At 66.0% G+C, this 18724-nt stretch carries 17 protein-coding genes; 10 read left to right on the forward strand and 7 right to left on the reverse strand.

All coding sequences use genetic code 11. The features are described 5' to 3' along the window. Positions 1-250 precede the first annotated feature (250 nt). On the forward strand, positions 251-1666 hold the full coding sequence (locus tag BLR29_RS26695) for a DUF1254 domain-containing protein (protein WP_092141366.1): 1416 nt from the start codon (positions 251-253) through the stop codon (positions 1664-1666). A gap of 193 nt (positions 1667-1859) precedes the next feature. On the opposite strand, the gene BLR29_RS26700 is transcribed toward BLR29_RS26695, so the two are convergent. Next, positions 1860-3968 carry a TonB-dependent receptor family protein gene (locus tag BLR29_RS26700; protein ID WP_092141369.1) on the reverse strand — a complete coding sequence of 703 codons (2109 nt, stop codon included), beginning with the start codon at positions 3966-3968 and terminating at the stop codon, positions 1860-1862. 193 nt (positions 3969-4161) lie between these two features. After that, on the reverse strand, positions 4162-6555 hold the full coding sequence (gene metE / locus BLR29_RS26705) for a 5-methyltetrahydropteroyltriglutamate--homocysteine S-methyltransferase (protein ID WP_092141372.1): 2394 nt from the start codon (positions 6553-6555) through the stop codon (positions 4162-4164). A gap of 108 nt (positions 6556-6663) precedes the next feature. On the opposite strand from metE, the gene BLR29_RS26710 reads away from it, so the two are divergent. Then, entirely contained in the window at positions 6664-7587 is a 924-nt protein-coding gene (locus tag BLR29_RS26710) for a LysR family transcriptional regulator (protein ID WP_092141375.1), read from the forward strand. A 69-nt stretch (positions 7588-7656) separates the two neighbouring features. On the opposite strand, the gene BLR29_RS26715 is transcribed toward BLR29_RS26710, so the two are convergent. Beyond that, the gene (locus BLR29_RS26715; RefSeq protein ID WP_092141378.1) at positions 7657-7977 is read right to left on the reverse strand and encodes an AsnC family transcriptional regulator; all 321 of its coding nucleotides are present in this window, start codon (positions 7975-7977) and stop codon (positions 7657-7659) included. Positions 7978-8135: 158 nt separating this feature from the next. Between BLR29_RS26715 and BLR29_RS26720 the strand changes: the two genes are divergently transcribed. Then, the gene (locus BLR29_RS26720) at positions 8136-8606 is read left to right on the forward strand and encodes an Lrp/AsnC family transcriptional regulator (protein WP_092141381.1); all 471 of its coding nucleotides are present in this window, start codon (positions 8136-8138) and stop codon (positions 8604-8606) included. Between the two features lie 56 nt (positions 8607-8662). Here BLR29_RS26720 and BLR29_RS26725 read toward each other — a convergent pair whose 3' ends face one another. After that, positions 8663-9589, reverse strand: a complete 927-nt coding sequence (locus BLR29_RS26725; RefSeq protein WP_092141384.1) for a DMT family transporter — start codon at positions 9587-9589, stop codon at positions 8663-8665. A gap of 159 nt (positions 9590-9748) precedes the next feature. Here BLR29_RS26725 and BLR29_RS26730 point away from each other — a divergent pair, with 159 nt between their 5' ends. Beyond that, complete coding sequence (locus tag BLR29_RS26730; RefSeq protein WP_092141387.1) at positions 9749-10219, forward strand: Lrp/AsnC family transcriptional regulator; 471 nt, start codon at positions 9749-9751, stop codon at positions 10217-10219. A 144-nt stretch (positions 10220-10363) separates the two neighbouring features. Continuing rightward, positions 10364-11137, forward strand: a complete 774-nt coding sequence (locus BLR29_RS26735) for an SDR family NAD(P)-dependent oxidoreductase (RefSeq protein WP_092141390.1) — start codon at positions 10364-10366, stop codon at positions 11135-11137. Between the two features lie 72 nt (positions 11138-11209). Here the strand turns inward: BLR29_RS26735 and BLR29_RS26740 are convergent, their stop codons facing one another. Next, a complete protein-coding gene (locus BLR29_RS26740; RefSeq protein ID WP_092141393.1) occupies positions 11210-11608 on the reverse strand; it encodes a nuclear transport factor 2 family protein in 399 nt (132 codons plus the stop codon). Positions 11609-11860: 252 nt separating this feature from the next. Here BLR29_RS26740 and BLR29_RS26745 point away from each other — a divergent pair, with 252 nt between their 5' ends. Next, entirely contained in the window at positions 11861-13075 is a 1215-nt protein-coding gene (locus BLR29_RS26745; RefSeq protein WP_092141396.1) for a cation:proton antiporter, read from the forward strand. 25 nt (positions 13076-13100) lie between these two features. Here the strand turns inward: BLR29_RS26745 and BLR29_RS26750 are convergent, their stop codons facing one another. Next, positions 13101-13703, reverse strand: coding sequence for a uracil-DNA glycosylase family protein (locus BLR29_RS26750; RefSeq protein WP_218132722.1), 603 nt, complete (start codon positions 13701-13703; stop codon positions 13101-13103). 90 nt (positions 13704-13793) lie between these two features. Here BLR29_RS26750 and msrA point away from each other — a divergent pair, with 90 nt between their 5' ends. The 4 genes from msrA to BLR29_RS26765 all read left to right on the forward strand — a co-directional run bounded on the left by msrA (position 13794) and on the right by BLR29_RS26765 (position 18161). Then, positions 13794-14300, forward strand: coding sequence for a peptide-methionine (S)-S-oxide reductase MsrA (gene msrA / locus BLR29_RS26755; protein ID WP_092141401.1), 507 nt, complete (start codon positions 13794-13796; stop codon positions 14298-14300). 243 nt (positions 14301-14543) lie between these two features. Beyond that, the gene (locus BLR29_RS26760) at positions 14544-15953 is read left to right on the forward strand and encodes an FAD-containing oxidoreductase (protein ID WP_092141404.1); all 1410 of its coding nucleotides are present in this window, start codon (positions 14544-14546) and stop codon (positions 15951-15953) included. A gap of 231 nt (positions 15954-16184) precedes the next feature. After that, positions 16185-16511, forward strand: a complete 327-nt coding sequence (locus tag BLR29_RS32150; protein ID WP_143018538.1) for a hypothetical protein — start codon at positions 16185-16187, stop codon at positions 16509-16511. A 318-nt stretch (positions 16512-16829) separates the two neighbouring features. After that, positions 16830-18161, forward strand: a complete 1332-nt coding sequence (locus tag BLR29_RS26765) for an MFS transporter (RefSeq protein WP_092141407.1) — start codon at positions 16830-16832, stop codon at positions 18159-18161. Positions 18162-18223: 62 nt separating this feature from the next. Here BLR29_RS26765 and BLR29_RS26770 read toward each other — a convergent pair whose 3' ends face one another. Then, a complete protein-coding gene (locus BLR29_RS26770; RefSeq protein ID WP_255371454.1) occupies positions 18224-18661 on the reverse strand; it encodes an ester cyclase in 438 nt (145 codons plus the stop codon). Between the last annotated feature and the right edge of the window lie 63 nt (positions 18662-18724).

The following is an 18724-nucleotide window of genomic DNA, read 5'->3' on the forward strand; positions in this document are numbered from 1 at the left end:
TCCTCGCGTCATGTAACGCCGGGGACGCTTTGCGCCCGGCCGTGGCCAGCTTCCGGTTCTGCCGCCGGCGCTGTGGAATGTCCCGGAAGTTCAGTGATTGTGTACGTTTCCCCCCAATTTGCAGACACGAATCATTGACAGTGCCAGACCCACAGCGCCATCATTCGTTCGGAACAGATGCGCCTCCGGGGCTACACAAATACCGCCCTGCAGTCCCCCGGAAGGGTCGCCAGCCTAAGGGAACGGGGTCATGAATCCATCGATACGCCAACTGGCAAGCGTCCTCTCGCTTGCCGTCCTGCTGTCCGCTTGCTCGTCCACGTCCGAGCCTGTCGTCACCGAAACCCCGGCTGCCGAACAGCCCTCCGACCAGGCCATGAAGGCCCTGTCGGCTGAGGTCTTCACGTACGGCTATCCGCTCGTGCTGATGGATGTGACGCGCGAGGTGATGACGGCAAAGGTGCCGCCCAACACGTTCGTCCACAAGCGAACCTTCCCTGATCCGACCTATACCGACGTTGTCAGCCCCAATGCGGATACCTTGTATTCGTCCGCGTGGATCGACGTGTCGAAGGAGCCGGTCGTGCTGTCCCTGCCCGACACCAGCGGCCGCTATTACCTGATGCCGGTGATGGATGCGTGGACCAATGTGATTGCGTCGCCGGGCAAGCGCACCACGGGCACCAAACGGGTCGCCTTTGCGATTGTCGGTCCGGACTGGCAGGGCACGCTGCCCAAGGGCGTCAAGGAGATTCGCTCGCCGACCGCGCTCGCGTGGGTGATCGGGCGGACGCAAGCCAACGGCAGGCAGGACTTTCCGGTCGTGCATCGGCTGCAGGACCAATACCGGTTGATTCCGTTGTCGATCTGGCAGAAGGGCGGCCGCATGGCGCCGCCGCCGCTGCCGCCGCGTGTCGCCCTGATCGATACCCAGACGCCGCCGGTGGAGCAGGTGGCGGCGATGGATGCGCAGGCGTTCTTCAGCCGGCTGTCCGCGCTGTTGCCAGAGAATCCGCCGGCGCCCGAAGATGCCGCGATGGTGGAGAAGATGAAGCGGATGGGCGTGAAGCCCGGGGAGCCGTTCAAGACCACGGTGCTCGAACCGTCCACGGCCCGCGCGGTGCAGGAGGGCGCCACGGCGGCGCTGGCCGGCATTACCGCCAACGCCCGCAAGGGCGCCGCCGGCAGCACGGGCTGGCGCATGCAGCGCGACCTCGGCACGTATGGCGTCGACTACGGCAAGCGTGCCGCCATCGCCATGGTCGGGCTGGGCGCGAACCTGCCCGAAGACGCGATCTATCCGTGGACGCGCGCCGATGCCACGGGCCGGCCGTTCGACGGTGGCAGCCGCTACGTGCTGCACTTCGACAAGGGCCAGCTCCCGCCGGTCAAGGCGTTCTGGTCGCTGACGATGTACAACGACAAGCATGCGTTCGTCAGCAATCCGCTCCAGCGCTACACGATTGGCAGCCGCGACCGCCTGCGCTACAACCGCGACGGTTCGCTCGATATCTATATCCAGTACGATCGCCCGGCGCCCGATCAGATCGCCAACTGGCTGCCTGCGCCGCCCGAGGCATTCAGCCTGATGCTGCGCGCGTACTGGCCGGACCAGGTATTGCTGGATGGCAAGTGGACGCCGCCAGCGGTGCAGCGCGTGAACTGACTGCGTGAACTGAGCGCGCGGGCCGCGCGGGCAAACCGCGAGCCAGTGATGAGCCCTTCCTGACCGGAAGGGCTTTTTTCATGGTGCCGGGAGAATCGGAGGCGGCGCGGAGGTGGCCGCCGGATGTGCCCGCGAGAAACGGGCTCAAGAAACGGGCTCAAGAAACGGGCGCCGGATGTCGGCGCCCATTGCCTCAGAACCTGACCTTCACCCCCGCATAGAACGCGCGGCCCACGCCCGGGTAGAACACGGACGTATTGGCCGTGCGCGCATCCGCCACGGTGCTGAAGTCGCTGATGTAGCGCTTGTCGGCAAGGTTGCGGGCGTCGAGGAAGAGCGTCACGCCGCGCTGGAACTCATAGCTTGCCTGCATCCCGAACAGCACGTACGCCGGCACCTTCAGCGTGTTGGCGTAGTCCACGTACGCGCCAGTCGGCACCCAGTCGAGCGTGCCCGCCACGCGCAGCCCCGAGGCATGGCTGTAGGCCAGCGTGGTGCGCAGCACGTGCTGCGGCACGCCGGCGATGCGGTTGTTGCCGTAGACCGGATCGTTGTCGAAGCGGAAATCGCTGTAGTTCCACAGCTGCGATACGGTGACCTTGTCGCCGGACCGCGCCACGTCGCGCAGCACGTCGGCGCTGGCGCCCAGTTCCACCCCTTGCAGGATGGTCTTGTTGGCATTGAAGGTGGAGGCCGGCACGTCGGGGCTCACCGTGAATTGCAGCAGCTGGTCACGCACCAGCGACCGGTAGACGGTCAGGTCCCAGCCAAAGCGGTCCAGCTGGCCGCGCGTGCCGGCTTCCAGCGTCCAGCCGTGTTGCGCCGACAGCGGCACGAACTGGTTGGTCGTGCCGATGGTCTGGTTCAGGTCGGAGAAGTCCGGTACGTCGGCGCTGCGCGTGATGTCGACGAAGGCCTGCACATCCTTCCTCGGCTCCCACAGCACGCCGAACTTGGGGTTCACGCCGCTGTACGTGGTGCCATCGGATTTCGCGGTCGGGTTCGTCGGCAGGCCGCCGTAGTCCTGGTACTCGCGACGGTTGCGGTATGCCTTGGCGCCGGCCATCAGCGCCACGGTGGGCACCACGTAGAGGCGGTCCTCGAAGAAGGCCTCGTAGTTGTAGGCGTCCTGCCTCGAATTCAGCGTCTGCGCACCGCGGTCGCCGTTCACGTTGACGTACTGGCGCGCATCGTTGTTGCCGCCGAAGAAACGCAGCCCCGCGATCATCTGGTTGCGCAGGCCGCCGAGCGTGAAGTTGCCCGTGTAGCGCGGCGCGAAGCCGTAGGTCCAGCTATCCTGGTCGATCACCTGGAAGATCGGGTGATACAGGCTCTTGTGGATGACCCAGGTGGTGAAGTCGATCTGCCCGCTATCGAGCTTCACGCTGGTCACGTTGGCCAGCCGCTCGGTGCGCGTGTTGCGCGCCTGGTCGCCGGCCAGTGCGGTGGCCGAGGCCTTGCGCGGGTTGTTCAGCGCGTCGCTGAGCGACAGCGAACCCGGCAGCAACTGGTCGACGATGTACGCGCCGAAGTAGAACCGCGTCTCCACGCTCGGGCTGAAGCGGTAGCCGAAGTTGGTGTTGAGCTGCTCATACTGGCCGCGTTCGTGGGCGCGATAGCCTTCCGAATGGTTGACGCTGAGATTGGCCAGGAAGTCGAACGCGCCGATCTGGCGGGATACCTGTCCGCTCGCGCGGATCGTGCCAAAGCTGCCGCCGTCCACGCGCACCATGTTGCGGGCGTCGGCGGTCAGCGCGGTGGGCGTGGTGAAGTTGATCGCGCCACCGAGCGTGGTGGCGCCATAGGCCAGGCCGTTGCCGCCCTTGTAGACCTCGGCCGCGGACAGGCCGAGCGGGTCGATCTGGTAGTAGTCGCCGCTGCCATCGGCAAAGTTGGTCGGCACGCCGTCCTGGAGGATTTCCAGCCCGCGCGTGTGGAAGCCGCGCGCGATGCCCGAGCCGCGGATCGACAGCCGCAGTTCCTGACCATAGCGTTCCTCGACGTAAACACCCGGTGCATCCTTGAGCACATCGCGCAGATTGCTGGCGTAGGTGTTCGAGTACGACGCGGCATCGACAAAGCCGACCGAGCCGGCCGACTGATAGAGCGACCGGCGTTGCTGCGCGATGCCCGGCACGGTCAGCGATCCCTCGGCGGTGGCCGTGGCGGTGACGGTGGGTAGCGTGGGAACCGGCGTGTTGGCGTCCGTGGCGGCCGGGCTTGCGGATTGGGCCAGTGCCGCGCCCGTGAGGGCAGCCGCCGGCAGCACCGCGGCGCGGCGCCAGGTTTTGGCTCGTTTCATTCCTTCCTTGTGGTCGGGACTCACGCCCGCATGGCTGCGGGCGCTGTCTCGCTCTATCTTATGAGATGGACAGGAAGGATACGAACTTGGGTGCCCATGCGCCATGCGACACAGCAGCGCACCGCAGCGAGGGGACCGCGAGAAAGCGCCCGGTGAAGGCGCCCTGTGAAGGCGCCTTCGGGGGGCCCCTCGTTCAGATCGCGGCCTGTCCCGCGCAGGCCACGCCGCACGCAGCGGTGTGGACGTGCGTGGCCGGCGTGGCGGACACGTTGGCCGTGGCGGGGCGCTGCACGCGCTTCCACGTCACCGGGGCCTGCCCCGCGAGCTTGCCGCGCAACTGGCGCGCCGCGGTGACCATGTTGGCCAGAGCGGCTTCGGTCTCCGGCCAGCCACGCGTCTTCAGGCCGCAATCCGGGTTGACCCACAGCCGCTCGGGCGGGATGACCTCGCAGGCGCGCTCCAGCAGCCGCGTGACGGCGTCCACCGTTGGCACGCGCGGCGAGTGGATGTCGTAGACGCCCGGGCCAATCTCGTTCGGATAGTCGAAATCGCCAAACCCTTCCAGCAGTTCCATGGCCGATCGCGAGGTCTCGATCGTGATCACGTCCGCATCCATCGCCGCGATGGCCGGCAGGATGTCGTTGAACTCGGCATAGCACATATGCGTGTGGATCTGGGTCTGGTCGGCCACGCCGGCGGCCGACAGCCGGAACGCGTTCACCGCCCATTCCAGGTAGGCCGCCCAGTCCTCGCGGCGCAGCGGCAAGCCTTCGCGCAGCGCGGGCTCGTCGATCTGGATGACGCGGATGCCGGCCGATTCCAGGTCGCAGACCTCGTCGCGAATCGCCAGCGCCAGCTGGCGGGCCGTGGTGGCGCGCGGCTGGTCGTCGCGGACGAACGACCATTGCAGCATCGTCACCGGCCCGGTCAGCATGCCCTTCATCAGCTTGTCCGTCAGGGACTGGGCGTAGCGCGCGGTGTCCACGGTCATCGGCTCGGGACGGTAGACGTCGCCGTAGATCACCGGCGGCTTCACGCAGCGCGAGCCGTAGCTCTGGACCCAGCCGTTCTCCGTGAAGGCGTAGCCGCAGAGCTGTTCGCCGAAGTATTCCACCATGTCGTTGCGTTCGGCTTCGCCGTGCACCAGCACGTCCAGCCCCAGGGCTTCCTGCTTGCGCACGGCCAGTTCGATTTCCGCGCGGATCCGCTCGAGGTATTCCAGCGCGCCGATGTCACCGCGCTTGAAGGCGGCGCGCGTCTGGCGAATCGCGGCAGTCTGCGGGAACGAACCGATCGTGGTCGTCGGCAGGGCCGGCAGGTTCAGGGCCTCGCGCTGGCGATCGATGCGGATGTCGAAGGCGCTATCGCGGTCGGCCATGTCGGCCGTGACCGCGGCCAGCCGCTTCTGGACCTGCTGGTTGACGACACGGCTGGAGGTGCGGCGCGACTGGCGGGCGCTGTCGGATGCCGCCAGCTGGTCGGCCACGGCCGCCTCGCCCTCATTCAGCACGGTGGCCAGCGTGTGCAGCTCGTCGAGCTTCTCGGTGGCGAAGGCCAGCCAGGATTTCAGCTCGGGGTCGAGGCGCACCTCCGCATCGAGCGACACCGGCACGTGCAGCAGGGAGCAGGACGGCGCCAGCCAGAGCCGGTCGCCGAGCGCGGCATGCAGCGGCTTGAGCGTGTCGAGCACCGCGCGCAGGTCGGCCCGCCAGATATTGCGGCCGTCGATCACGCCGACGGACAGCACGGCATCGGCCGGCAGCACGTGTTGCCAGGCGGCCAGCTGCGCCGGGGCGCGGACGAGGTCGATGTGGAAACCCTGCACCGGCAACGCCGCGGCACGCGCGGCATGCGGTGCGGCCGTGTCGAAATAGGTGGCCAGCAGCAGCTTGACGCCCGCCTGGGCCAGCGCGGGATAGGCCTGGTCGTAGGCATCGAGCCATGCATCGTCCAGGTCCAGGCACAGCGCCGGTTCGTCGATCTGCACCCACTCGATGCCGCGCGCCTTCAGCGTGGCCAGGATGCGCTGGTAGGCCTGCACGACCTTCGGCAGCAGGCTCAGGCGATCGAAACCGGGTGCGTGGGACTTGGACAGCCACAGGTAGGTCACCGGTCCGATCAGTACCGGACGGGTCTGCAGGCCGAGTGCGAGGGCTTCGTCGATCTCGTCGAAGAACCACGCGGGGCCGCCATCGAAGGTGCTGTCCGCATCGAGCTCGGGGACGATGTAGTGGTAGTTCGTGTCGAACCACTTGGTCATTTCCATCGCCGGCTGGGCGGCGTTGCCCCGGGCCAGTTCGTAGTACTGCGCCAGCGTCAGCGCGGCGGCGTCGAAGCCAAAGCGCCGGGGCAGCGCGCCCAGCAAGGTGGTCAGTCCGAGCATCTGGTCATACCAGGCGAAATCCCCGGCGGCGACGGTGGCCAGCCCGGCGTCGGCCTGCAGTTGCCAGTGGCGGCGGCGCAGCGTGGCGCCGGTGTCGCGCAGCGCGACTTCAGAGGTTTCACCGCGCCAGAAGGCTTCCTGCGCGAATTTCAGTTCACGGCGCGCGCCGATGCGCGGAAAGCCGAGGGTGTGGGTGCGTGCCATCTGTTGCTCCGATCGAGTCTGTCTGTCTGGCGCACAGTGTCGATTCCCACGTAGAATGAATCAAGCGACATGTTTTAAACAATGTATGAATTTTATTCAAGTGACTCCATGATCGAGGTTCGCCATTTCCGCTCCCTCGTGGCCATTGCCGAATCGGGCAAGCTGGCCACGGCGGCCGAGCGCGTACACGTCAGCCAGTCCGCGCTGTCCCACCAGATCAAGGCCATCGAGGCGCACTACGGCATGGCGTTGTTCGATCGCACCCGGCAGGGGCTGCGCTTCACGCCGGCCGGCGAGCGGCTGCTGGCGCTGGCGCGGGAAGCCCTGGCCGCGATCAGCGCCGCCGAGCGCGACCTGCTGCGATTGAAGGGCGACACGCGCGGCGAGCTGCGCGTGGTGCTGGAGTGCCACACCTGCTTTGACTGGCTGATGCCGGTGATGGATGAATTCCGGCGCCGCTGGCCGGAGGTGGAGGTAGATCTGGTGGCGGGCTTCCATGCCGATCCGCTGGCGCTGCTGACCAACGGCCGCGCGGACATGGTGATCGGCTCGAAACCGCCGGGCAAGCGCGGGCTGGAGGTGGCGCCGCTGTTCCGCTTCGAGATCCTGGCGGTTATCGCCAACGAGCATCGGCTGCGCAACAAGCGACGGATCGAGGCCGCGGACCTGGCCGGGGAAACGCTGATCACCTATCCGGTGCCCGAGCAGCGGATCGACCTGATCCGTGAAGTGCTGGAACCGGCCGGCATCCACCTGCAACGACGCACGGCGGAACTGACGGTGGCCGTTCTCCAGCTGGTGGCCAGCCGCCGTGGCGTGGCGGCGCTACCCAACTGGGGCGTGAAGAACTACGTCGATCACGACTACGTGCTGGCCAAGCGCATCGGGGCAAAAGGGCTCTGGAGCGAACTCTATGCGGTCGTGCCGGCCGCGATCTCGGAGCGGCCTTATGTGGCCGATTTCGTGTCGATCGTGCGCGATATCTGCGCGGCGGAACTCGACGGGATCGAGCTGCTGGCGCCGGCGGCCTAGCCGCATTGGCGAGGGCGAGCCGGCCAGCGCAGGGCGGCCGGATCGCAACGGGCGCCGGATGAGGGCACTTCAGGCGTGCAGGGCAAGCGGTTCGGCGAGCGTCGGCACCCCCACGCCGTCCAGCGCATCCAGGCCCTCGACGTCATCGGAGAATTCCACGTCGACGATCTCGACTTGCACGCCGTGGCCGACCCGGCGCACGAACACGTGAAGCAACTCGGGCATCGGCGCCTCGGCCAGCAGCCGCACGGCATGGCCGCCTTGCGCGTCGACATGCAGTTGTCGCAACGACAGCCCGGTGCGGCGGGCATTGGCGAGCACCCATTCCAGACTGCCGAAGACGTCCGTACGGTCCAGGCGGAGGGCGATCTGAAGAGAGGGCAGCGACATGGCAGAGGTCCGGAAGTGATTCGCGAGAGGTCCGGTAAATTTACCAGCCAACCGCCAAAATGAGCTTCTGAATTTTCTTCATGTGAAGGCTGAATGGAGATGAAATCTCTGTTTGATGTAGAGTCTTGGGGAGATTGTTCTTCAGAGGAGGTCGCGCGGTGCCCAATGTACCCAAACTCGATGAGATCGATCGCCGCATCCTGCGCGAACTGCGCCGGGACGGCCGGATCTCCAATGCAAAGCTGGCCGAACTGGTCGGCCTGTCTGCTACGCCGTGCTGGAACCGGGTGCGGGCGCTGGAAGAGGCGGGGGTGATCGAGAGCTATGCCGCGCTGCTGAACCAGAAGGCACTGGGCCTGCCGGATACGGTGCTGATCGAGGTCACGCTCGACCGGCACGACGACGACATGCTCCATCGCTTTGGCGAGGCGCTGGCGGAACTGCCCGAAGTGCTGGAGGCGCACCTGCTCACGGGCGAATACGACTATCTGATCAAGGTGGCGGTGGCCGGCACGGAAGGGTACGAGGAGTTCCTGCGCCACAAGCTCTACAAGCTGCCGGGGCTGCGGCACAGTCATTCCACGTTTGTCCTCCGCACGCTCAAGCGAGAACCTTCCGTCCAACCCTAGAGGTCGTTTCACAAAGATCCTGGCGTCGCCGCGCGGCCTTGCGGCCGCCCGACCGCTCAGCGCGCGGCCAGCCTGCCCAGCCTCGGCGCCAGCGCCGTGGTGACCACGCCCAGGCCGATCAGGGCCAGCCCGATCGACAGGTCCGCCGAGATCCGCTCGTGCCAGGCCGCGGCCGACAGGACCAGACCGATCAGCGGCACGCCGAGCATCGCAATCGAGGTGGCTGCCGGCGGCAGGGACTGCGTGACGTTGAGCACCACGATAAAGGTCAGTGCCGTGGCCAGCGGGCCGGTATAGAGAATCACGGCCCAGATATCGGCGATCGCGGCGAGGTCCGGCGCGCCATCGCGGAACAGCGCCAGCAGGACCAGCGGCACCGTCGCCACCGCGCATTCCCAGGGAATCATCTCCGCGCCGAGCCGGACGGACCGGTTGGCGCGCAACTGGATGATGCTGACCGACCACGCCAGCGAGGCGCCGAGCAGCATCGTCAGTCCCATCACGGTGTGCCACTGCCAGTCGCCCAGCGCGGGCGCGACGATGACGGCGATGCCCGCGTAGCTGAAGGCCGTCGCCAGCCATTGCAGGCGCGACGGGCGCTCGCCCAGCACCAGCGACGACAACGGAATGACCCAGACTGCCGTGGCGTAGGCCACCACCGACGCGCGGCCCGGCGCCACATACTGCAGCGCCCACAGGGCCAGCGCCGTGAATGCCGCCATCTGCAGCAGCCCCACGCCGATCACCAGCGGCCATTCTTGTCGCGTTGGCAGACGCAGCCGGCGCACGGCGCCCAGCACGACCACGCTGATCAGCGCCGCCGAGCCAAAGCGGCAGGCGGCAAACCACAGCGGGCTGACATGCGCGAGGCCCAGCTTCATGACTGGCCAGTTGCCGCCCCAGATGATGACGGCGCCGATCAGCGGCAGGAACTTCTTGATACCGGCGAGGGAGGCCGCGCCGGCGGGAGCTTGGACTGACATCGGGTGAGGCTTGAGATCGTTGTTTTGCGCGATCGGGCAAGTGCCGGATCGGATGCGGAAAGTCTACGGGGCATTGCGCCGCAGCATTGACCGGATCGCCCTGCAAGGGTCCGCGATTGCGGCATAGAATGCTGGCTTCAGCCCTAACGAAAGCGCAACATGCTGGACATCGATCTCGACGCCACAGACATCCGGATCCTGAGCGAATTGCAGCGGGACGGCAGCCTGACCAATGTGGAACTGGCAAGCCGCGTCAATCTCTCCCCGTCGCCATGCCTGGCGCGGGTCAAGCAGCTCGAAAAAATGGGGGTTATCTCCCGCAAGGTGACGCTGCTCGATGCGCGTCGGCTGGGGCTGAAGGTCGTGGTGTTTATTTCGATCTCGCTCGACAAGCAGCGCCGCGAGACCCTCGACGAATTCGAGCGCCGCGTGGGCGCGCTGCCGCAGGTGATGGAGTGCTACCTGATGTCGGGCGATGCCGACTACCTGCTGCGCGTGGTCGTGCCGGACGTGGAGGCGCTGGAGCGGCTGATCATCGACCAGATCACGCGCATTCCCGGGGTGTCCAATATCCGTTCGAGCTTCGCGCTCAAGCAGGTGCTGTACAGCACCGCACTGCCACTGGGCTGATTTCGGGCCGCGTTCCCGGCTGGATTCCCGACCGGACAACCGACGGATGCGCCAGCGCGTCCGGAACGTTCGCAGTATTCTCGCCCTCTGGCACGGGCCGGCGTCGCGCACGGCCTGCGGAAGACATCGCAAGGAGAAGACAGCATGGATCTGGGACTCGGCAATAAGGTGGCGATCATTACGGGTGGATCGCAGGGCATCGGCAAGGCGGCGGCCGAGCGGCTGGCGGCGGAAGGCGCGGCGGTGGTGATCGCGGCGCGCGGCATGGCGCGGCTGGAGGAGGTGGCGGCGGAAATCCGCGCCCAGGGCGGGCGAGCGCTGCCGGTGCAGGCCGATGTGAGCCGCGCCGAGGACTGCGTGAAACTGGTGGCGGCCGCCGTCGAGACCTTCGGCCGAGTCGATATCCTCGTCAACAACGCCGGCACCTCCGCCACGGGCGATTTCGAGTCCACGCCCGATGAAGTCTGGCAGGCCGACTTCGACCTCAAGCTGTTTTCCGCCATCCGCCTGTCGCGCCTGTCGATCCCGCACATGCGCCGCCAGGGCGGCGGCCGCATCATCAACATCACCAACATTGGCGCCAAGCAGCCGCGCGCCAAGTCGATGCCGACCACCGTGACGCGGGCCGCCGGTCTGGCGTTCACCAAGGCCTTGTCCAAGGAATTCGCGCCGGAGCAGATCCTGGTGAACACGATCTGCATCGGCCTGGTGCGCGCGGGGCAGCACGAGACCAAGGCCGCGCGTACCGGCGTCGACGTCGAGGATCTCTACGTGAAGCTGGGCAAGGACATCCCGCTCGGCCGCGTGGGGCAGGCCGAGGAGGTGGCCAATGCCATTACGTTCCTGGCGTCTGACGCGGCCAGCTATATCACCGGGACCAGCATCAACCTCGACGGTGGCACATCGGGCGTGCTCTAAGCGGCTACGTTCCTGCCGGCAGGCTTATGGCTGGGGTGCCTGGGTGCGCTGGCCAGGCGCGCCCGCCGCAGGTCAGGAGCATTCCAGCCGCACCGCTGTATCGTAGAAGCCGATCCAGCGCGTGATCTTTTCGTTCTCGACGGTAAAGACGTGCGCCCATTCGAGCGTGTAGGTCTTTCCGGTCTGGCGCACCACGCCCTCCACGATCCCCAGCACCGTGATGTCCTTGCCGTTGGCGGCTTCGATGATCTCGATGTCGTCGAATCGCTTGATGTCGTCGTCGGCCGCCATGTGCTCGAACACGTTCGCGATATCGGCGAGCGAGTTGCGCTCCCCGGCGTAGCGGATGTGGCGCGGCTGGCCAACCATCTTCCAGCGGACATCCGGGGACAGGACGGCAAGCACGGCCGGGATGTCCTGCCTGCGATAGGCGGCGTAGGTGCCCTTCACGATCTCAATCGGCGTTGCCATGACGGAGTCTCCCTGATGGTGTTGTGTGTGGGGGGTGCTGATCTTCTGGCGCGGCTTGCCCGGCCGCTCGGTCCACCGTAGGGCGCGGCGGCAGGCCATGCAAGCCGACCAGGCGGGCTGGCACACATTGCGACACAACGTGCAGTGAATGACACATGGAACGCCTGTATCATCGGCGGTTTTGGTGTCCCGACGGTTGTCCCTGTCGCCGGTTTCACCTTGGCCCGATCCTCTCGTTATCCTCTCGTCGCCATGAATCCAACCTCGATCTTCTTCGCCCAGGCCTGCCTGGTCGTGGGCACGCCGCTCATTCTGTGGCGCAGTTTGCGAATGGGAGGCATCGTGCCGCTGGTGGTCATGCAGATCGTCGGCGGCATCCTGCTGGGGCCGTCGCTGCTGGGTGCGCTCTGGCCGGAGAACTGGCATGCGTTGTTCGGCGCGCCAAAGCTGGCCGCGCTGTCCGGGCTGCAATGGCTGGCCGTGGTGCTGTTCGCGTTCCTGTCGGGCCTGCACATCGGCGGGGGCGAGGCGCAGGGCCTGCGGCGCATCGCGATCAGCGCGGCCATCGGCTGCGTCATGCTGCCCTTCGTGTTGGGCGTGGGCGCCGGCTTTGCACTGGGCCACTTCCGCCCGACGTTGCTCGGCGAATCCGCGACCCTGTGGCAGTTTGCGATTGCTGTGGGGGTGTCCATGGCCGTCACCGCGCTGCCGGTGCTCGGCGCCATCCTGCGGGAGATGCAGTTGAGCGATTCCACGGCCGGCCGGCTGGCGGTCGCCTGCGCGGCATTCAGCGATGCGGCCATCTGGATCGTGTTGTCCTGCATCCTTGCCAGCGCCGGCCAGGCAGCTGGGCAAGATCCGCTGCGGCTGGTGCTTTGCGGTGCCGCCTACGTCGCCGTCATGTTCGCCATCGTACGGCCGCTGCTGGCGGCATGGCTGCCCCGGCTGCGTGGCGCGGATGCGCGGCTGGCCGCGGTGGTCGTGCTGATCTTTGCCTCGGCCTGCGCGTCCGAGCTGATCGGCCTGCACTACATCCTCGGTGGCTTCCTGGCGGGCGTGGTGCTGCCGCGCAGCGCCGCCGCCGATATCGGCCGGCAGCTGGAACCGACCACGGTGGTCGTGCTGATGCCGTTCTTCTTCCTGATGACGGGGCTGCGCACGGACCTGACGACGGCAGGCGGCGATGCGCTGGTGGTCTTCGTGGTGGCGACCGTGGTGGCCGTGGTCGGCAAGATGGCCGGCACCGCGCTGCCTGCGCGGCTGGCCGGGCTGGGTCGGCGCGATGCCTGGACCCTCGGGGCGCTGGCGCAGACCAAGGGACTGATGGAGGTGGTGGTGCTGGCGATCCTGCTGGAAAACAAGCTGATCGGCACGGCGGCGTTCTCGGGCCTGCTGCTGATGGCATTGGCCACGACGGTCGTGGCCAAGCCGCTGACGCTGGCAGCCCTGCGGATGAAAGCCGACTAGAGGTCGTCCGGCTCCCGATTCCGGGTCAGGCTAGCCGGCTGCGTATCGCCGCCCGCAGCGCGGGCAACAGTTCCGCCTCGAACCACGGATGCTTGCGCATCCATCCCACCACGCGCCATGACGGATGCGGCAGCGGAAAGACCGCCGATCCGAAATCGCGGAAATTCTGCACAGCTGCCGTCATCGAATCCCGGGCCTCCTTCGGCAGGTACCGCGCTTGCGCGTAGGTGCCGACCAGCAATGTCAGGCGATCCGCCGGCAACTGGTCGAGCACGCGCTGGTGCCACAGCGGCGCGCACTCGGGGCGGGGCGGCAGGTCGCCGCTCTTGCCCTTGCCGGGGTAGCAGAATCCCATCGGCATCAGGGCGACGCGCGCCGGATCGTAGAACTCGTCGGGGGTGAGGCCGGTCCAGTCGCGGAGGCGGTCGCCGCTTGGGTCATCGAACGGAACGCCGCTGGCGTGCACGCGCGATCCGGGTGCCTGGCCGATGATCAGGATGCGCGACGTGGCGCTGAATTGCACGATCGGACGCGGGCCGGCGGCAAGTTGGGGAGCGCAGCGGGTACAAGCGGCAATCTCGCGCTGGAGGGCGTTGACGACACCCTCCGCGCCGTGGGGTAACTGCATGGTCTGCCAGCGAAGTTTGTGGGGCATGCGTATATTACTGGGCGATGCGCCGGCCGTGCCGCCGGCGGGCCGAACGAAAGGATTTGACGTATGACGACGAAAACCGAAACCGCCATCCTGGCGGGTGGCTGCTTCTGGGGCATGCAGGACCTGCTGCGCCGCTATCCCGGCGTGCTGTCCACGCGCGTGGGCTATAGCGGCGGCGATGTGCCCAATGCCACATACCGCAACCATGGCACCCACGCGGAAGCGCTCGAGATCGTTTTCGATCCGGCCAGGATCAGCTTCCGCCAGATCCTGGAGTTCTTCTTCCAGATCCACGATCCGACCACCCGGAATCGCCAGGGCAACGATATCGGCACCAGCTATCGCTCGGCGATTTTCTATGCCGACGAAGAGCAGAAGCGCGTCGCCGAGGAAACCGTGGCCGATGTCGACGCGTCCGACCTCTGGCCGGGCAAGGTGGTGACGGAGATCGCGCCCGTGGGCCCGTTCTGGGAGGCGGAGCCCGAACATCAGGACTATCTGGAGCGCTATCCCAACGGCTACACCTGCCATTTCGTGCGGCCCAACTGGAAGCTGCCGTCGCGCGGGTGATGGCTCGGGCACTCGGCGCCATGCCCGGGCGCCGGGGTGCCGTCATCGTGACATGACAGGGCGGTTCCTATAATCGTTCGCGGTGCCGCGCGCGCCTGCGCGCGGCGTTCTGCCGCCGCTTCGTCGCGACGTCGGGCTGACCGAGTCAGACAGTCCGACAGTCCGATGAGTCCGACGCAATCAGCGTATTGCGGCGATTGCGGCGACTTCCGCTGCGCCGATGCAGCGTGCGCGAGGAACATCATGTCCGATACCGATATCGCCACCGAATCCCCGGAGCTCTTCGACGCCATCCTGATCGGCACCGGCCAGGCGGCGCCGTCGCTGGCCAACCGGCTGACCTCGGCCGGCATGACCGTCGCGGTTGTTGAGCGCGCCCTCGTGGGCGGCACCTGCGTCAATGTCGGCTGCACGCCGACCAAGGCGATGGTGGCCAGCGCCTATGCCGCCCGCATGGCGGCGCGGGGTGCGGAGTACGGCGTGATGCTGCCGGGGCCGGCGCGGATCGACATGGCGAAGATCTCCGCGCGCGTGGCGGGCATCACGGGTGCCAGCCGATCGGGGCTGGAGCGCTGGATGGGCGGCATGCGTGGCTGCACGTTGATTCGCGGCCATGCGCGTCTCGAAAGCCCCCGGACGGTCCGCGTGGGCAATCGCCTGTTGCGGGCGGACAAGATCTTTCTGAATGTCGGCGGCCGCGCACTGGCGCCGGATAGCATCAAGGGACTCGCCGACGTCCCATACCTGACCAACACCAATATGGTGGCGATGGATGAGGTGCCGGAGCACCTCGTCGTCATCGGTGGCAGCTATGTGGGACTGGAGTTCGCGCAGGTGTTTCGCCGCCTGGGCGCCAGGGTGACGGTGGTCGAGCGCGGTTCGCACCTGATTTCTCGCGAGGACGCCGAGGTGTCGCTACAGGTCCGCGAGATCCTCGAGAAGGAAGACATCGTGATCCGGTGCGGGGCCGAGTGTATCCAGTTGCATCGACATGCCGAAGGCGTGGCGGTTGGCGTGGACTGCGCATCGGGCGACCCACAGATCGTCGGCAGCCATGTGCTGATGGCCGTGGGACGGCGACCGAACACCGATGACCTCGGCCTCGACAAGGCCGGGGTCTCCATGGACGCGCACGGCTACATCAACGTGGACGACCAGTTGCGGACCAGCGTCGACGGCATCTGGGCGCTGGGCGATTGCAACGGGCGCGGCGCGTTCACGCACACCGCGTACAACGATTTCGAGGTGGTGGCGGCCAATGTGCTCGACGGCGCCAACCGTTCCGTGGCGCATCGCATCCCGGTCTATGCCCTGTACACCGACCCGCCGCTAGGCCGCGTCGGCATGACGGAGGCGCAGGCACGCAAGGCAGGGCATCGCGTGCGCGTGGGCATGCGACCCATGACGCGCGTGGCGCGCGCGGTGGAGAAGGGCGAAAGCCAGGGATCGATGCGTGTCGTGGTGGATGCCGACACCGACAAGATTCTCGGCGCGGCCATCCTCGGGCCCGGCGGGGACGAAGCAGTGCACATGATCCTGACGGCCATGGCGGCCGGCATGACCGCAACTCAGGTCACGCAGACGATGGCGATCCACCCCACGGTGTCGGAACTGATTCCGACGATTTTCGGGGAGCTGGCGGACGCGAAATAGACGGCGTGATGGCTGGCAAGCTCTAGCGTACCGGTGTTGGTGAGTTTTCGACGAAATATGATTGGCAAGGTGCTATAGCGACAATAGAATTTTTTTCATAGCAGTTTTATATAAAAACCCCGCACTTATGGAAGCGGGGTTTTCTTATTGAACCAAAAAGCCCGCACGATTCCAATCGCGCGGGCTTTTTTTTGTCGTCTTGATCGGTAGCTTGCAGTACGACGTCCGACCATGGATAAGCGGAAAATTCTCAAATACTTCATCAATGGCGTTTTGGTTGTTTGTTGTCTTCCCTTTGTGATTGTTTTCCTTATTGGATTGCGCCATTTCGATTTGGATACTGGAACATGCCCAGATGCGGGGCCGCAGTTCTATGAGTCTGCCGTGCGAGAACGCTACGTTCGAGGCGGCAAAACCATCGACGATATTGAATTTCTGCCTGGCACGCGATACGCCGCTCCATTATATTGGTACGTTCCATTCAAGAAGGGTTCGGACAAGTATTTCGCCTTGGTTGACTGCCGTGGTGGCATAGAGTTAGGTCGACCGACGGACTAACTGCACCGCCAGGCGCAGCACACCTGGGAAGTCCGCTTCGTCAACAATCCCTTGAAAGTTGGAAGACCCGCCAGTCGGCAGGGCTTCCCCGGGCGGTTCTGTGGTCAGGCCGCCCATTTTTTTCCTGTCTCCGTCGCCGCGGTGTCTTTCGCGCGATTTCTGTGCCAGACCCAGACCCAGACCCAGACCCAGACCCAGACCCAGACTGGCGCACCGCGATGCGGGTTAGTCCGCATGCGCGACTGCCAAAAGGCGACAGTCCATACCTGACCCCGCTCAGATAATCGGCGCGACGCCTATCACTCTGGGAGACCCAACATGGACCTGCTGCGTATTGACATCAACGGGGATGATGAAAGCAGGCTGTTCCGGAAGGTGAGCTGGCGAATACTGCCGGTGCTGTGTGTCTGCTATGTCTTCAGCTTTCTGGATCGCACCAACGTGGGCTATGCCCAGCTTCAGATGCGCGACGAGCTCGGGTTCGGCGATGCGGTATTCGGGCTGGGGGTCAGCGTGTTCTTTATCGGCTATGCGCTGTTCGAGGTGCCCAGCAACATGCTGCTGTCGCGCATCGGGGTCCGGAAGACGTTCCTGCGCATCCTGATCCTGTGGGGACTCGCCTCCGCGGCGATGATTTTCGTGAAGACGCCCGCGCAGTTCTACGTCGTGCGATTTCTCGTCGGGGTGTTCGAGGCCGGATTTGTGCCCGGCGTCCTGTACTACCTGACCCTGTGGTATCCGAAGCGGCGCATCGCCCAGGTGACCGCGATCTTCTATATGTCCTATACCCTGGCGCCGATCCTGGCCGGCCCGGCGGCCGGAGCGATCATGACGTGGCTCGACGGGGCCTTGCAGCTTCATGGATGGCAATGGCTTTACCTGCTGGAAGGCCTGCCGTGCTTGCCGTTGGGTGTCATGGCGTACCTGCTGCTGTCCGAAAGCCCGAAGGAGGCGCGATGGCTGACCGAACGTGAGCGAGGCGAGCTTGAACAGCTGCTGAGCCAGGATCGTGCTGGCCATGGCCACGCTCGCATGCGCGACGCGATCTTCGATGCGCGCGTCTGGGTGCTGGGGCTGATCGTGTTCCTGGTCGTGTTCGGCGTCTTCGCGCTGTCGTTCTGGAAGCCGACCCTGCTCAGGGGCATGGGGCTGACCGTGATGCAGGTCGGCCTCGCGGCGACGATCCCTGCGCTGTGCGGCGCAGCCGCAGCCGTCCTGATGGGTCGTCACTCGGACAAGACTGGCGAGCGCCGCTGGCACTTTGCCATTGCCGCAATGGTTGGGGCCATCGGCATGCTCTGCGCGTCAATGTTTCCGCACGATCCCGTCATGACCATCGTATGCCTGACGCTCGCGTCGATTGGCATGTCCAGTGCCTATGCGGTTTTCTGGGCGATGCCCGCGAGCATCCTGTCCGGCCCCAGTGCCGCCGCGGGCATTGCCGTCATCACGACGATCGGTTCGAGCTCCGGCGCGGTCGCTCCGCTGCTCGTCGGGGTATTGAAGACGCTCACCGGCGGCTTTACCGCGAGCCTTTACGTCCTGAGCGGCGCGCTGGCCTGTGCCGCCGTCATCTTCGCCTACTACTTCAGGGACGATGCTGGCGCACGCCGCGTTGCGAATTCGGCAAGCCACACGTCGGCCGCCTGACAAGCAGAAATGAAGCGAGGGCCCGGAGGCCCTCGCCAATTGCCTGGAATCGTCGCGGCGCGTCAGACCAGTCCGAGGGCGCGCAGCTTGGCGTCCGTGGCCGAGTAGGGGCGCTCGCAAATGATCTTGTCCGAATTCGGCGCGAATTCGAAAGTCGCGGCCATGCGTACGCGGAACTTGCGGCCGGAGGGCGGGAAGATCTTGCCGTTGGCCTTCAGGTCGCCAAGGTGCGTGCCCGAGAGCCAGAACTCGACCAGTACGGTGTCGTCCGCGGCGGCGATGGCGATGATCTCGTTGGCCAGGTCGGGGAATGAGGCGCGCGACGAATCGAAGTAGCCTCGCACCTCGTCTTCGCCATCGAACACGGTGCCGGTGGCGTGCATTTCGTACCGGGGATGCGCAAAGGTGTCGATCACGGCATCCCAGTCGTGCGTGCATTCGAGGGCCATATGATCACGCACGGTCTGGATGCGCGCGGCGTTCAGGGATTCGGACATCATGTTCTCCATCAGGTATTGCGGGAAGGATTGGCGACTGGCATCGGCTTGCGCTGCGCCAGTCGC

This window comes from Cupriavidus sp. YR651, from assembly GCF_900101625.1.
In the GTDB taxonomy this organism is placed as follows: domain Bacteria; phylum Pseudomonadota; class Gammaproteobacteria; order Burkholderiales; family Burkholderiaceae; genus Cupriavidus.

Coding starts and splice junctions, on each gene's coding strand:
- BLR29_RS26695 (WP_092141366.1), top strand. CDS start 251: ATGAATCCATCGATACGCCAACTGGCAAGCGTCCTCTCGCTTGCCGTC.
- BLR29_RS26700 (WP_092141369.1), bottom strand. CDS start 3,968: ATGAAACGAGCCAAAACCTGGCGCCGCGCCGCGGTGCTGCCGGCGGCT.
- metE (WP_092141372.1), bottom strand. CDS start 6,555: ATGGCACGCACCCACACCCTCGGCTTTCCGCGCATCGGCGCGCGCCGT.
- BLR29_RS26710 (WP_092141375.1), top strand. CDS start 6,664: ATGATCGAGGTTCGCCATTTCCGCTCCCTCGTGGCCATTGCCGAATCG.
- BLR29_RS26715 (WP_092141378.1), bottom strand. CDS start 7,977: ATGTCGCTGCCCTCTCTTCAGATCGCCCTCCGCCTGGACCGTACGGAC.
- BLR29_RS26725 (WP_092141384.1), bottom strand. CDS start 9,589: ATGTCAGTCCAAGCTCCCGCCGGCGCGGCCTCCCTCGCCGGTATCAAG.
- BLR29_RS26730 (WP_092141387.1), top strand. CDS start 9,749: ATGCTGGACATCGATCTCGACGCCACAGACATCCGGATCCTGAGCGAA.
- BLR29_RS26735 (WP_092141390.1), top strand. CDS start 10,364: ATGGATCTGGGACTCGGCAATAAGGTGGCGATCATTACGGGTGGATCG.
- BLR29_RS26740 (WP_092141393.1), bottom strand. CDS start 11,608: ATGGCAACGCCGATTGAGATCGTGAAGGGCACCTACGCCGCCTATCGC.
- BLR29_RS26745 (WP_092141396.1), top strand. CDS start 11,861: ATGAATCCAACCTCGATCTTCTTCGCCCAGGCCTGCCTGGTCGTGGGC.
- BLR29_RS26750 (WP_218132722.1), bottom strand. CDS start 13,703: ATGCAGTTACCCCACGGCGCGGAGGGTGTCGTCAACGCCCTCCAGCGC.
- msrA (WP_092141401.1), top strand. CDS start 13,794: ATGACGACGAAAACCGAAACCGCCATCCTGGCGGGTGGCTGCTTCTGG.
- BLR29_RS26760 (WP_092141404.1), top strand. CDS start 14,544: ATGTCCGATACCGATATCGCCACCGAATCCCCGGAGCTCTTCGACGCC.
- BLR29_RS32150 (WP_143018538.1), top strand. CDS start 16,185: ATGGATAAGCGGAAAATTCTCAAATACTTCATCAATGGCGTTTTGGTT.
- BLR29_RS26765 (WP_092141407.1), top strand. CDS start 16,830: ATGGACCTGCTGCGTATTGACATCAACGGGGATGATGAAAGCAGGCTG.
- BLR29_RS26770 (WP_255371454.1), bottom strand. CDS start 18,661: ATGATGTCCGAATCCCTGAACGCCGCGCGCATCCAGACCGTGCGTGAT.